This window comes from Paenibacillus tundrae (genome assembly GCF_036884255.1).
Classification (GTDB): domain Bacteria; phylum Bacillota; class Bacilli; order Paenibacillales; family Paenibacillaceae; genus Paenibacillus.
In genome coordinates, this window is record NZ_CP145605.1 from 5,966,188 (window position 1) to 5,981,299 (window position 15,112).

9 protein-coding genes are annotated in these 15,112 nt (G+C 46.7%); 3 read left to right on the forward strand and 6 right to left on the reverse strand.

Going from position 1 to position 15,112, the window contains the following annotated elements:
- Positions 1-6: 6 nt before the first annotated feature.
- The gene (locus V6W81_RS26755; protein ID WP_056702073.1) at positions 7-504 is read right to left on the reverse strand and encodes a GNAT family N-acetyltransferase; all 498 of its coding nucleotides are present in this window, start codon (positions 502-504) and stop codon (positions 7-9) included.
- A gap of 304 nt (positions 505-808) precedes the next feature.
- On the opposite strand from V6W81_RS26755, the gene V6W81_RS26760 reads away from it, so the two are divergent.
- Entirely contained in the window at positions 809-1,891 is a 1,083-nt protein-coding gene (locus V6W81_RS26760) for a methyltransferase domain-containing protein (RefSeq protein ID WP_338540892.1), read from the forward strand.
- A 290-nt stretch (positions 1,892-2,181) separates the two neighbouring features.
- On the opposite strand, the gene V6W81_RS26765 is transcribed toward V6W81_RS26760, so the two are convergent.
- Positions 2,182-5,577, reverse strand: a complete 3,396-nt coding sequence (locus tag V6W81_RS26765; protein ID WP_338540893.1) for a GH36-type glycosyl hydrolase domain-containing protein — start codon at positions 5,575-5,577, stop codon at positions 2,182-2,184.
- Positions 5,578-5,783: 206 nt separating this feature from the next.
- Positions 5,784-6,809: a LacI family DNA-binding transcriptional regulator gene (locus V6W81_RS26770; protein WP_056702067.1), complete on the reverse strand. Its 1,026-nt coding sequence runs from the start codon at positions 6,807-6,809 to the stop codon at positions 5,784-5,786.
- A 486-nt stretch (positions 6,810-7,295) separates the two neighbouring features.
- On the opposite strand from V6W81_RS26770, the gene V6W81_RS26775 reads away from it, so the two are divergent.
- Positions 7,296-8,951: an AraC family transcriptional regulator gene (locus V6W81_RS26775; RefSeq protein ID WP_338540894.1), complete on the forward strand. Its 1,656-nt coding sequence runs from the start codon at positions 7,296-7,298 to the stop codon at positions 8,949-8,951.
- A gap of 92 nt (positions 8,952-9,043) precedes the next feature.
- Positions 9,044-10,078 carry an ABC transporter substrate-binding protein gene (locus V6W81_RS26780; protein ID WP_338540895.1) on the forward strand — a complete coding sequence of 345 codons (1,035 nt, stop codon included), beginning with the start codon at positions 9,044-9,046 and terminating at the stop codon, positions 10,076-10,078.
- Positions 10,079-10,217: 139 nt separating this feature from the next.
- Here V6W81_RS26780 and V6W81_RS26785 read toward each other — a convergent pair whose 3' ends face one another.
- From V6W81_RS26785 to V6W81_RS26795, 3 genes are all read right to left on the reverse strand, one after another.
- Complete coding sequence (locus V6W81_RS26785) at positions 10,218-11,798, reverse strand: hypothetical protein (RefSeq protein ID WP_338540896.1); 1,581 nt, start codon at positions 11,796-11,798, stop codon at positions 10,218-10,220.
- 244 nt (positions 11,799-12,042) lie between these two features.
- The gene (locus V6W81_RS26790) at positions 12,043-13,338 is read right to left on the reverse strand and encodes an ABC transporter substrate-binding protein (protein ID WP_260985263.1); all 1,296 of its coding nucleotides are present in this window, start codon (positions 13,336-13,338) and stop codon (positions 12,043-12,045) included.
- Positions 13,314-15,086, reverse strand: coding sequence for a sensor histidine kinase (locus V6W81_RS26795; protein WP_145044437.1), 1,773 nt, complete (start codon positions 15,084-15,086; stop codon positions 13,314-13,316). Before V6W81_RS26795 ends, V6W81_RS26790 begins: the two co-directional genes overlap by 25 nt.
- Between the last annotated feature and the right edge of the window lie 26 nt (positions 15,087-15,112).

Sequence of the window (15,112 nt, forward strand, 5' to 3'; positions counted from 1 at the left end):
TCACGCTTATGCTTCGATAAAATAACTCATCAGAATGTCGTCTACATATTTCCCGTCAATATAAAATTCAGACACTAATCTACCTTCTGTTAAGAAGCCACATTGTGTATAAAAAGCGATAGCCCCCGGATTACTCGATAAAACGCGTAACCGTAGCTTCCTAATCCCCTGCTCACGCGCATGCTGCTTCATCGCATCCATCAACGCTGTCGCAATCCCACAGCGGCGATCATGGGGATGAACTGCAATATTAATCTCATACACATGTTGATTAACAGGCATTGCTGTCGCTGGATGAAAACCGACATAACCACACACGCGTTCACCCTGTACCGCGAGTAGCTGGCTACCCGGAGGACAATGCTGCAGATATTGTTGTCTAGACCGCCAATGAAACGGTGCAGGTGATGTGTTTTTGTCCCACACCAGTGCATCCAAATCCATGAGTTGACGTGTGTCTTGGATCTCGGATGGTCGAATTGTATAGGTATGGCTTGTTAACATAATCGCGCAACCTTTCGTGCAATAATATATCGCTGCGGATCGCAGCATTCTCATAGAGAAGTTTGGTTAGTTTCACGGTTTAGCCTTGCAACTCATCCCTAAAGAGAAATTTCACGAATCGATGGATGAGCGGTAAAGACTACGTTGTTCTATATTGTAGCATAGCCTCAGACTGGACTAAAATCCAAAGCGACGATACGCTCTACTACAGTTTCCTTACACTGTTTGCAAATAATCTAGAATCAACACTTAACCTTAACGTAACGTCATAGTTTATACTGAAAGTAGAAGGAGGTGCAGCAGGATGAACATCAAGGAGGCAGCAGACAGACTTGGTATATCCGCGAGGGCTATTCGTTTTTATGAGGAAAAAGGATTGATATCCCCTGCGAAACAAACGGGGAATGGATACCGAAGTTACACGGAGAATGATATATGGCGCTTACAGACCATCGCCGCCCTTCGTGAGATCGGCATGTCGCTTGAGGATATCGCACACGCCATCGGGGAGATTGACCAAGGTAACCAGCAACGGCTGGAAGAATACCTGGAGCTGCAACAAGCCGTTATGTACGCCCAATGGATTGAACTCAAACGCATGCTGGATACAACCCAACGCATGATTGATCTGAATCGTCAGGACGGGCCACTGGAAGTCAGTCACCTTCATGTGCTTGCAGACAGCTCGCGCCGCTTGCGCGAAGCAAGGCAGAATTGGCATGACCGCTGGAACTACGATACACAGGCCGCCATCCATGACGAGAGGGTGCAAGCTACGAATAGAGCGAAATCTGAACACGTTAAATCTGAACAACTCGAACTATACCACAACTATGATGAAGCCCTTGAACAGACCGCTGATTGGATCTCGCCCATCCTTGGGGAAAAGGGATTGGACATCGGAACCGGGACAGGCAACTTGGCTGGAAGGCTGTTACAGCGAGGTGCGGATATGACAGCGATTGATCAATCACGGGAGATGCTGCGTACCTGTCGCAACAAATATCCCGATATGCATGTGAAGCTTGGTAATTTTCTGGCTCTGCCTTTTGCCGATCATTCCTTCGATTTTGTTGTATCCAGCTTCGCTTTCCATCATCTAAGCCCAGATCAGCAGCTACTAGCACTGGAGGAAATGCAGCGGGTGTTAACCTCACGAGGGCGAATCTGCCTCACTGACCTTATGTTCACAGATGCTGACCACCGGGATGCATTTACGGATCAGGTTAAGGCCACCGGACAGGAAGAGTGGCTACGCGCTGTTCGAGAGCGCCACTTCCCCTTACTCAATGAACTGTGCGCATGGCTGGAGAGCCACGGGTATGTGACGAAGCTTATTCGTTACAATGAGCTATTGCATACCGTGCTGGCCGTTCCACTGCGTTAAGGGGTGTAGGGCGTAAACTCCATCAAGTTCCGTTGGGTTTCCACTGAAACCTTATAACTGTAGTCGTATCCCTATTCTGAAATATGTAGTTTATAATAAGCCTGATTATAGGAATACCTTTCATGCCAAATACTAAATATCATTTTCTCATATATATAGAAAAGAAGCCCCCTCGTAAATGGATAGACTGACTTCCACTGATCAAGGTAGAGCTTCTTTTTTTAGTGTATAGGGGACAGAAGAGAGTACCAACAAGATTGTATATTATTTGTCTCTCTCCTGATTACACATTACATATAAATATCAATAACTGTACGCTCTGCAGCACCATGTGCTTGTTTGAACGCCTCCTGCGAGATGCAGACGCCGCCCTGACGATAACGATTAGTCGTGCTTTCCGCATCGATCTCTTGACCATTCACCGTTACACGGTTAACTCCACCTGTACTTAAGTGGTAGATAAATGTCACCGGCTCACCCGCATACTCGAATTCGAACTGCATACCGTCCAGCTCTGCTGGCAATACAGGGTCAATCACCAGATCTCCACCCTCCTGACGGATGCCAAGTGCGTTCGAGATCAGTTGGTTCATGTAGATTCCAGGGCCACTGGAGTAGATTCTCCATCCACCCTTCACCTGTACGGTTCCTTTACGCAACTGGTCAAAATGCTCCTGAGCCTCATAACGGGTATTGAATTCACCGTCAGAACTACTGAAGTAGGCATTCGCTTGGCGAATCTCCGCATTCGGAACGACCTCATTGATACCGATCGGGTTAATCATCGCCAGACCATTCCATACCTGATCCGTCTTGCCCAGTTTAGCCATGGCTTCCACGTAACGAATATGCGCATGCACATACTGCAAACCAATCTCGCGTCCGAAGTTGGACGCCTGCTCCGCCCGTTTGAAGTGTGTACTTACACCGCCTGCATATTGAGCCGGACGATTCATTAGACGTACACCATCTGGGCATAGGAACTGCTCACGGATAAGTGCATAGTGTGATTCAGCCTGCTCCGCATTCAGTAATTCACCAATCATGCTGCGCGTCATAGGCAGCAGACGATACTGAATACCTGTTTCTGTATCTGTTGGATGCAGCATCAACTTCGCTTGATCCGCTTCCTCCATGTACACAAATCCCGGGATTACATCTGTACCTAGCATGTAACGGTTAAAGTCCTCACGAATGCCTTGTGCCAGCACTTCAAGCTCCTGTGCAAATTCCGCATCCTTAGATTGCAGTGCTTGGGAGAGCACGTTCACGGATTGGTAAGTTAATGCAACCGTCCAGCTGCTCACCATGTATTGCTTGAGCTGCGCATTCGCCGGCTGGAGCGTATCATCCCAGTCGCCATCCCCGTAGGAAGATAAGAATGTATCGTGCAGGAAGTTGGCACGGATATATTCAATTTCTTTTTTGGCATGATCCAGTACGGTTGCCGTCTCTTCTGTGAATCCGAAGCTATGCTTAACGGTATACGGCACCTGCTCATCCAGGATCGCATAATCGCGAGTCGCTGTCAGATAGTCTGCAAGTACTTTGAGCGGCCATACGATGATATCGCCATGACTCTCTTCCTGTTGAATGGCAAAATATTTATCAAACATGAACCACTGCGGCCAGTTCCCATCATCTTCATACTGGTGGGTATAGACCATTTTGATGATATCGGCTACCTGTTCATATTTTTGCGTTGCCATGAAATATTCAACAGGTCCTTGGCATACATCCCGCGTACCCCATGCTGCTCCGCCATATTGCTCCAATCCGTGAGGCACAGAGTAGTGAACTAGCATATTATGTGTGTACCACCAAGCCAGTGCATTAACTTTAAATAGATCCTCTGCATTCTGACCTTCACCGCGCGATAGGCGGAACCCATTCATAACACCCGCGAAAAATTCACGATACGCCTGAACTTCTTCTTCAAACGTCAGGCTCGAATCAAGCGTTGCTACCGTACCTTCTGCTTGACCTTCAAGTATCCCTTGGATCGTTAGCGTCCACTCAGCACTTCCCTCCAGACTGAGCGTGACCAGAGATGCACTGCCACTGCGTACACCACTTGCCAGCAAGGATTCGTCACCCACGTTAAAGGCAGCACCTTCCACCGTCATCCGATATTGCAAATCAGGATATGTGCCTGCGCTAATCGCCTGTGAGTCTGCTGTGAAGATCAACGTATTGCCATCCTGCTCCATATGTAGCGGATACTCATATTCATTCACATTCATCGTCACTTGGCTCGTTACCAAATAGCGGTACGCTTGACCACTCGTTGAACGCACATCCATACGTACTTCGGTTGTATTTGTACCTGTGTAGTTTGTAATGATGAATGTGTCCGAATCGGTTTTGTACATCCAGCGTACATAGTTGAAGCCTATTTCGAAGAGCGATGGCATGGTCAGTAAACGATAGACCCCATCCAGCTCCACATAGATCCGTTGTCCTGCTGTCTTAGGCACGTTAAGCGCATTGCGGGCATTGCTAATCATTTTATTAAAATTCGTATTCCCAATGACAAGCTGGGAATTGAAGATACCGTACATATACGATGTTGTCGTAATAACCTGTGCTCCAAGCTGCACATTGCCACCGCTCATCAGGATATGACCATGCGGACGTTCTACGAGCAACTCTTTTGCTTTTAACACAATATGCTCGTAACTCCCCGTGAAGAAGGATAGCAAGGAGTCACCACTGCGTTCTTCCTGATGCCGATCAGGGAACAAGTGATTAATCTCCTCTTCCGTCAGATCAACCGTCACCAGCGGATCGCCAAGGCGTGCAGATTGTTTTACTTGCTCCAATGTCTCTCCAAGCTGGATAGATTCTGCCTGAACCGTATTCCAAGCTGCCGCTACTTCATCCCCAAATTCCAGGGCAGAGATACCTGTAGGATGATCTGACTTAGCGAGTCCGTAGAAGATAACTTGCGCTTCTCCATCCAGTTTCAAGGCTTCCGACTGTAACGCTGTATAAGCGAATTCGTACTGATACGTCTCATTAGCGAGCGCCGGGCGACTTAAACCCTCGGGCTTATCGGTTTCTTTGTAAGACAGACCGAAGAACTGGAATCCGTCCGTGGAGTAACCTACTGCTTTGGTCAGTGAACCTTGCTGCATATACGGAAATGCGCCGCCCTGAGGCTGATTCTGACGGGAACATACCACATAACCTTTAGTTGCATCTTCAAATACGGTGTGATCGATATATTGTGACAGATACGCTTCATTGCTACGTACCGCACCTGGATCGGCAAGACCTACGTCTTGTCCGTAAACGACATCCACGTGATGGTGTTGTCCCTGGAGCTTCACATCCCAGAACCAGATCCCCTGTGCAGTAGCCGTAAATACGACCTGATAATCAATCTCTTGTTGCATACCATCCAGTGGTACGGTGCCCTCCCAGATTAACTGGTTGCTTGGCAAGGACTTACTCTTCACGACTTTGCTATTCGAGCGCGCTCCCAGCAATGGAACGGCATGAATGTTGCTACCCTCAAACACCCGCAGGTACAGGTTATTCAGTGATCCATCAATCGGGTTGCTAAGCAACTGGTTCAGCATCGTTGTACCGGAAGTCGCCTGATACAGATCTCCACTATTCAAAAAGGTAAATGTCAGTTCCCCGGCAGTCAGCCGGATCGATTCATTAGTCATCGTTGTCATCTTATCCACTCCTTGATGTAATATAAACTCAAATTCGAAACGTTTCGAATTGTCTGAAAAAGAATAGGGATTCCCTAAGGATCGAGCATGTTAAGCCTGATCCCGACGATGAACCCCTCTATTTTCTACACACACGTGAAACATGTTAGCCATATCTTGCTTATATATTCCAAAGCTATGCCACTATGAGCATCTATCGCCTATCCTTAAGCAGGCTGTGTAGGCTGTGTGTCAGTACCTGATTGAACAGAACGCACGGAACGTCGCACCACCATATCAATCGTTAGCGTATATGATGGATTCACCGCTTCACCGTTCAGCATCTGGAATAACAGATGTCCGGCAAGTGATCCTGCTTCATGCTTAGGCTGACGGATTGTCGTGAGCGGAGGATGAACGTATTCCGACAACTGGATATCATCGAAACCAACGACGGAAATGTCATTCGGAACAGATATGCCGCTTTCCTCGAATGCCTTCAAGCCACCAATCGCCATCTCATCATTACCATAAAAAACAGCCGATGGGAGCTCACCTTGCAGCATCATCATTTTGGTCGCACTATATCCACCTTCACGTACAAAGCTACCACTCAGCTTCCACTTCGAACGTTCCTCAAGCCCAGCCTCCTGCATGGCTCTAAGATATCCTTGATATCTTAAGGCATTGTCATACGAGTTGGACGGTCCGCTAATATAGGCGATTGTGCGATGCCCCTCCTGGATCAGATGACGCGTAGCGAGATATCCACCCTGTTCCCCGTCCACCAGAACATTTACCAGATGATCTCCTGAGAGGTGACGATCCATCACAATGATTGGAAAACGTGATCCGGCTGATTCTACCAAAATATCATCATGGATGTTATGTGCGAGTATAATCGCACCGTCTACTCTTTTTTCACGCAAAAATCGAACGGCTGTGGAATCACGCTCACCCATAGAGCTACATGCAATCAGATCATATCCGTTAGCGAGCGCTACATCTTGCACACTCCGAATTAGTTCCGAATAATACGGACCAGACAAGTCCGTCAAAATCAAAGCGATCGTATTCGTCCGGCTCCGCTTCAGGTCCATGGCAAAGCCATTTTTGCGGTAATTCAGTTCACGTGCTGCTTCAAGCACCTTACTTTTCGTTTTCGCACTCACCTTGCTATCCCCGTTTAACGCATAGGAAGCTGTCGAGAGCGCTACGCCTGCTAGCTTTGCCACATCCTTAATCGTCGCCATTCTACGTTCGCTCCTTCTACCTTGACCAAGTTTCTCTTATTAGCTACATTTTATACTGTAAATGGTTGTGACAACCACTATAACTAATATAATTCTATGAATGTGGGGTACTTTGGCACTCATAGGATATGCTTCAATACCAATTCGAAACGTTTCGATTACCCTCCGAAAAGATGCTATGTCCACGCTTCAAAAACCCTCACTACTAAGCTTACCAAGCTCTTCCTTACTATTCTATCAGTGTTATACTATACGTATAAATATCATTTCTTTTTCTTTTCCAAATAAATAAAACCATTAATTATGCTTATAAACAGCAGATTGAAACGTTTCGACATTTTCATTATAGTCTGAGTTGGTAGCGATTTCAACCTCTTTTTCCAATTTTAATTGAATTATATGATTCAACATGTTGGCGCCCACATCGCTTCGTTATAGGTTATACTGCTTATTAACTTAGACCGATGAGAAAGGAGATCATTGTTTATGCACTACTCGGAGCACGGCTTCCACAGCAAGACGCCACCAGCACCTGTTCCTCTGCATGAAATCTGTGCCATTCCCTCTGCCATGTACAAACTTCGGCACCTTGTGAAGATCCACGACCAAGAAGCGCTCTCTCGAACGGATCAGTTGTGGAGCGAGCTGCACACCATCTATATTGTGACTACTGGCCAAGCCAGACTAAGCACTGCAAACGAACAATTTACAGTAGATACAGGCTCAGTCATTGTACGGCGAGCAGGAACTATACTTCAACATGAGCGTAAACGTGGCTCAGTATCTCCGCTACAGGGCTTTGCTATCGCATTTGAACCAATAGAACAGGAAGTAGATACCTGGCCGTTTAAATCGGTAACGTCATTAACAAGCCATAGTATGACTGACTTCGTATATGATTTGGCTCAAGCCTGTATGTACCCTGAGGCTGACAATCCTTTTAAACTACATATGTTGTTCTATCAATTACTCGCTACATTAAAGGAACAAATTCTGCACGTTGCACAGGAGGAACATTCTTGGCTGGATCTTACGATTAAACGCATTCATGACATGTATACACACCCTCTCTCCCGCGAGCAATTGGCAAGAGAGTTCAATATCAGTCCAGAGCATTTCTCTCGAGAGTTCAAAAAAAGGACGGGACTTACGTTTGTCGAGTACATTACTCGACTGCGCATTCGGATTGCCCAAGAGCATCTTCTGCTCTCGAATCCTTCACTACAGGAGCTGGCAGAGCTGACAGGATATCGTGACACCTTTTATTTGAGCCGTAAATTCAAACAGGTCGTTGGTTCCGCCCCGACAATTTACCGGAAGATGCCGAAGAAAATTGTCTCACTTACATTTAATTATACTGCTTCGTTGATTGCACTAGGTCAGCTCCCCCACATAGGTGCTGTTGCTAGCTGGATGAGGGATCGCATTCAAGAACAAGGAATGGATCAATTTGAACAGCGGGGCGAGCATGAATTTATTCACAATCTGGATCTCATTGCAGACGCCCATCCAGATCTCATTGTCGGTTATGCACCACACGCCAACCTAGATAAGCTGCGGCAGATTGCGCCTACAGTCCTGCTGCCTTTCGAAGAACTTGACTGGCAAGAACAGTTGCTGAGACTTGGGCAAATAACCGGGCTCGAAACTAACGCCAGACAATGGCTAACCCATTACGATACACTTCAACGAGAAGCTAACCTTACGTTAGATCGTTGCCTTGGGACTGTACGTGGAACAGCCGTATGCATCTTCTGGATTGGGGAGAGCGGAGCCTATATCTACGGCCACGGCTGGGGAAGAGCCTCACATGTGCTGTATCAATCGCTTGGTTTCTCACCTCCTGCTCACATGAAAAGAGAAGGTCACTTACTGACGGGATATGCGCATGTCCCTTTATCCGAAGTTCATCTGTATGCGGCAGATTATATCTTCATGTCCTATCCCTCCGAACTAGCTCAGCGTGAAGTCGTCGATCACTTACTTCATCAGGAGCGCTGGAGCAATCTGGAGGCGATTCGGAACAATCGAGTCTACACCATCAGTGATGACATGTTCTATGGTTTCGATCCGATCTCTATGATCGAGCAACTGAAACACATCATGCACCAGTTAACATCACATTTGTCCATGGTTCGATGATCATAGCCGTCCATGTACAAATGAGAACTCTTCCTCTATCTTATTAATGAGAATAATAATCATTATTGATTATATACAGGGGGATATAGACTATGTTTGTCGTAAAAAACCGCTTTGCAGGACTATTCATCATGCTTGCCATGTTAATGGTGTTAGCTGCCTGTGGTAGCAGCACAGATACATCCAGCACCACGGAGCAAGCAGCAAGCGCTGGGGTAGAAGCAACGAATGGCTCCACTGAAACGAAAGCAGATACGTCATCCAATTCCGAGGATACTTCGAATGCTACACGCATATATGCTTCCGCAGCGGGTGATGTTGAAATTCCTGCTGAACCTCAACGGATTGTGACGGATATATACGTAAGTGATCTCCTTGCATTAGGGGTGAAGCCTGTGGGTGCCGTTAAATATTATCTGGAGAATCCTTATTACGCCGATCAGGTCGAAGGTATTGCAGATATCGGTGATCGCGGAACGGTATCACTCGAGAAGATTATTGCGCTTAATCCAGATCTGATTATCACTGCTTCTAAACAACCAGAAGAGGTTGAGAAATTTAAGAAGATCGCCACGACTGTCGTGATTACACATGGTACGTTCGCTGATGTACATGAAGAGCTTCGTGGATTCGGTGAGCTACTGGACAGAGCAGATGAAGCCGAAGCTTGGCTGAAAACATACGATGAACGTATTACCGCTGCGCGCGACAAAGTTAAACAGGTGATCAAACCAGAAGAAACTTTCTCCATCCTGGAAGCAACTGACAAAGGGTATTATGGTTACGGGGATAACTTTGGCCGAGGTGGACAAGCAATCTATCGTGCTCTAGAACTAGCACCGCTTGAGATCACCAGGCAGGAACTCATGGGAGATACACAATGGAAAGAAATCTCGCGTGAAGTTATTGGTGATTATGCAGGAGACCATATCCTCCTCACGGTAGATGAGAGCAATACGGGTTACGAGGGAGATGCCATCTGGGAGTCTCTTCCGGCGGTGAAGAATAACCAAGTCTATGAGTTGCAAGAAGATCGTTACTGGTACTTTGATCCGATTGCGATCCAAGGGCAAGCCGAGGAATTCGCCGTCATGATCGTGGAACGGGCAGAGCAGAACCGCAAGTAATACATATTTGCCCACCTCTATCTTTATCTATCTTTACTCCTCTTTAGCGTGCTCTACTCTTCTATAGAAATGAACAAACAAAGACGCTCGGTCAGGTGCACTATCCTGTCTGGGCGTCTTGTTTTATGGTGTAGCTCTTCTATTTCAGGTATCCTTTGGATTTCCAATATCGCTTCGCAAAGGATTCAACAGCATAGGGCAGTTCCCCATCCAGCAAATCCTGATTCGCTTGCATCAGCTCTTTGCGTCCACGTTCCAGCAATTGAACGGCATGTAGTAATTGGGGGCCACCTGCATAATGAAGTTCAAGCAACATCGGCTCTTCCTCATCCTCTTCCTCCTGAGCCGAGTATTCAACCAACACCATTTCCGTGCCGTCCGCATGCTGGTGTAGCGTATAGAAGTATTTCTCGACCTTCGTCTCCCCTTGTGTATCCGTATACTCTCTACCAATACGCAGCATAGCTGGCTGGGGAACATCATCACACATTTGACCTGCTTGTCGAAATGCAAAGTAGAAGTCTTCAATCCACAATCCATGCCGGTCATCATCATAATAATTGTCATACGGCTCCACGATAGGCAATGCTAATAAATCACGAATACGTTGCGGTGAAATTAAGGTGCGGGCATATTGGTAATTCGATACGGACTGCAGCAAGGTATCCCATCCATGGTTGCTTAACTGCTGAATATCCGAAGGTGAGTCTTCCGTAAATACGCTCCATTCGGAGTTCTCACTGTTCACATAACGATAAGCGCCTGACATCATCCAGACAGGATTGCCCGCTTGCCCGGCAAGTTCATTAGGAGAGCCTGAAGCTCGGTCTGCTGGCTCTATTTTGAGCAACAATGCACAGTCATGGTCGTCTTGAAAATACAGACTCCGGAAATAGCCCTCGGTATGCTCATCCCCGTAGACAGAACCTCGGCAAAACTGTCCATCCACCCAAAACTCATAGCTGTTCAGCAACTCACCCTCCTCTCTTACAGGCAATAATGAAGGGTGAGTAAGACGCTCAATGTTCTCAGCTGTGAACTGATGATCTTCGAACCAATCCGGTACATCTGGCGCTAGTTCTGCGGCATAAATATACTCTCGTTTAATGATAGGCTGTCCCTGCTGCAGCCTCTTTATCATCTCTTCTCGCCATGGAAACGGCTCTTCTGTATCTTCGTCAATGACACACTCAGGAACAAATAACTCCAGCATGTTAAAGCCTTGCCATGGTCCGAGATCCTCCCACTCTTCAAGCTGACGCTTCACTTTTCGCTGTCCTTGAACCTGAATTCCATATTGCTCTGTACTTACTAGCAGCCCACCTTCTACGTTGCCTCTCACCGTCAATTCTCCATGGTTGTAATCTCCCCAGAACATATCCCCCACATAAAGATTACCTGTAATATATATTTCCTGCCCTCCCACGAGCATATAAGGCGTTGTAAGATCACCAAGCACAACCAGGTTAGAAGCGGCCGCGTCGGATTCTGTGTTTCCAATATAACGATCAACGATCAGATTTCCCTCTACCATAATCAAAAAAGGCCCCTCATCCAGCAACAGCTCACTGATATGAAGATCACCTGAATGCATCCATACTTCCTCGGCATCAAATTCACCGTCATGTGCTTCATTCTGTGTATACATCCAGCTTTCGTGAGGCAACCTCGTTTTGATATCGGCAAAAGTAACCTTTTGACCTATGTGATGTATGGACATGTCCTGACACTCCTCATCGGTTGATATATGGATAACATCTTTAAATCTTCTAATCTTGTAATATCTAAACTTCGAATCTATTGGCAGCATGACTACCCCGTTTAATTATACTAGAGGAAATATCCACCATTCCATAACAAAAACCCTCGTCCATACGGAGTGAGGGTTACACGATATTATTTGAAATAAAGGTTAGTTACACATGCCACTCTGATGACAAAATGACCTTATCATGATTAGATGGCTAGTTTTCACTTCTCGCCAAAATGGCATTGGCACGTTCACGAAATTGTTGCGCTGCATCGTCTGCCGTTAACTTGCCAAACAACAATAGATCATACAGCTCACGCAGCACGGCAGTGACTTCAGAGCTACCTACGGGATCAGGAGCGTCCATCGGACTGCTATGTTCTGCCACCCAATCTATATAGTCGAATACTTGTGCTTGCTCCGGTTCAACGATCATTCTCATCTGCTCCCGCACACTGGACGAAACGGGTACACCTCGCTCCCCTTTGAGCAGCAGATTGGCATCCAGATCATTAACGAAAAAGCTAATAAACTTCGCTGCCTCTTCCTTCTGTCTGGAATTACCCGCAATGGAGAAGAACATGCCTGGCTTCAGAAACAGTCCATCCGAATTGTTAGGCCCCGGCATTGGAGCAATAGACAAAGGCTTACCATAACGCTCAGTCGTACTGATGAATTGGTTAGAATACCCCCAGCTAAACAGAGCCTCACCCAAATAAAACGGATCATTGTCTGGCTTACCAATATCTGAGGTCCAGATGTCTGGAGCAAAGATGAGTTTATCCTGCGCAAGGCGCTGCATCAGTCCAAAGTATTCAACAAACAAGGCGTCATCCTCATAACCGAGACGTGTCCCATCCTCCGCGTACAGCTTAGCACCATGTTGTCTCAAGTAATACGCGAAAAACTGCTCTGGGGTAAGATAAGTACCCAGGTAGATGCCCCTTCCCTGGATGTGCTTACCCATCTGATCAAAATCGTCCCAAGTCCATGCATCTGTAGGGAATTCAATACCATTTGCCTGCAAAACTTCCGGATCATAGATACTCAACAGCGCATTAACACCTAGGCTCAGTCCGTAGACTTTGCCGTCTATACTGCCACTATCCAGCTGCTGTTTGTCCATATCCTTCGTATCCAGCAATCCACGCTGCGCATACGGTGCTAGATCCTCCAACAGCTGTAGTGAGCTATATTGAGCCAAATACGAAATATCCATCTGGATAATATCTGGCAGTGCGTTCCCCGCCGCCAGTGGGGCCATTTTCCTCCAGTATTCATTGAAACTGCTGTATTCGTACTCAATGTTCACATGTGGATTCAATTGCTCGTATTGATGGATTACCTCAATCGTGGCATTGTTTCGGAATTCTCCGCCCCACCAGGCAATACGCAATGTAATGGGTTCTTCATCAATCACCATACCAGGCCTTTGAGCAAATTGGGACACGCAACCGAGCAGAGCTGCCGTCAGGCAGATGATGCCTATTGTTCGCAGTAATCTTCCCACAGCTTCTCCTCCTTCGGCAGCGGTAAGGGAACCATAACCTTGGTTCCGCAACCCGGCTTGCTCTCCAGCCTGATGTCATGATCGTCACCGAAGGCTAGACGTAGCCGCTCTCTGATGTTCATCAGACCAATTCCCGTACCCCGGGTCTCCACTTCACCGCGAAGCACCTTCTCCACGAATTCCGGTTCCATGCCTGGGCCGTGATCTTCAACGACAAGTAAGAGCTTCCCTTCTGATAGTTCCGCATACACACGAATCTGACAGGCGCCCACCTTCGGCTCCAACCCATATTGGATCGCATTCTCCAGTAACGGCTGTAACGTCAATTTGGGAATAGTGCACGCTAGGTAAGGCTGTGGCACATTCAGGTGAAAATCCAGTCGGTGTTGAAAACGATACTTCTGAATCGTAACGTAATGATTGACGATCTCCAGCTCTTCCGCCAAGGTGATGACATTCTGCTTGAAGCTGATTGATGTGCGTAGTAAATAGCCGAGCGACAGCACCATACTGGAGATCTGCTCCTGCTTATGCTTTTTGGCAAGCCAATGGATAGAATCCAGGGCATTATACAGAAAGTGCGGATTAATCTGAGCCTGCAACGCCTTGAACTCCGTTTCCTTAATGACCAGTTGGCTTGCATAATTTTCTTTAATCAGTGTATTGATGTGGGTGATCATCAACCGATATGTACGGTGCAATAACCCGATCTCATCCATGTGATGATGCGTTGGCACGGTTAGATTCGCATTATCGATATTGTCGAGATCACCATACTGCACTTCTTTCATCTGTCCAATGAGCTGTCTAATTGGTCTCGTTAAGCTGCGTGCAAATACCATCCCTAGGGTCAGTACAATGGCAATGGCTATGACATAAACGACGATTAGTGCATTTTTCAGCCATATGATTCGCTCAAAAATCTCGTGATAGGAGGCCATGTTATAGTAGACCCAGCCGGTGTAGGACGATTTCTTTTGCGCTAGAAATACTGCCCTTCCATCCAGGTTTTTGATCTCATATCCCCCACTGCCCGGTAAAGGCTTGAGCCCTTCGGATACCGTGTTCTGGAGCTGTCGATATGGATAAACTACGTCGTCCCCTGCCTTCAGCACAATATCACTATTCTGGCTGTCCAATCCTGCGTATTCCTTCACGAGACGTTCGATGTTAATCCGCAGAAACAAAATGCCGACAGGCTTGAGCGTCATCGGATCATAGGCTCGTACCTGCCGAACCATAACCAGCATCGGGTCATCATCGTCTGGATACAACCACCTAACAGCACCATTTGCATGCTCAGCAGCTGCAATCATACGATCATACTTTTCCTCCGATACGGTTATCGTCTCACCATACTTATTCACTCTTCCCTGAGAATCAATTAAATGAACGGACTGCACGTAACGTGCAGCCCCACTAATGTGTTCCCATAGCCGATCTGTAATCTTCTTACGCTCAATAAAACTGGAGTACGCCGTGTCATCCTCTAACAAAGATTTTAGCGCCCTTTGGATTTGCATATCCGAGATCATATTCAGTGATAACGCTTCCAACTTCTGCAATTCAAGATCAACCGTAGAGGACGAGAGATTCAGCAGCCGGGAAGACTTATCGAATAACTGTTTATCATAGACGGAATACGTATAATACAAGGAACTGAAAGCCAGCGTGATAATAAATGCCATCATGAACATGATCATCAGGAACATTTTCATTTTGATACTTAGTTTGCGGTAGGCTATCATGACACAAGCGCTCCTTTGAACCACGT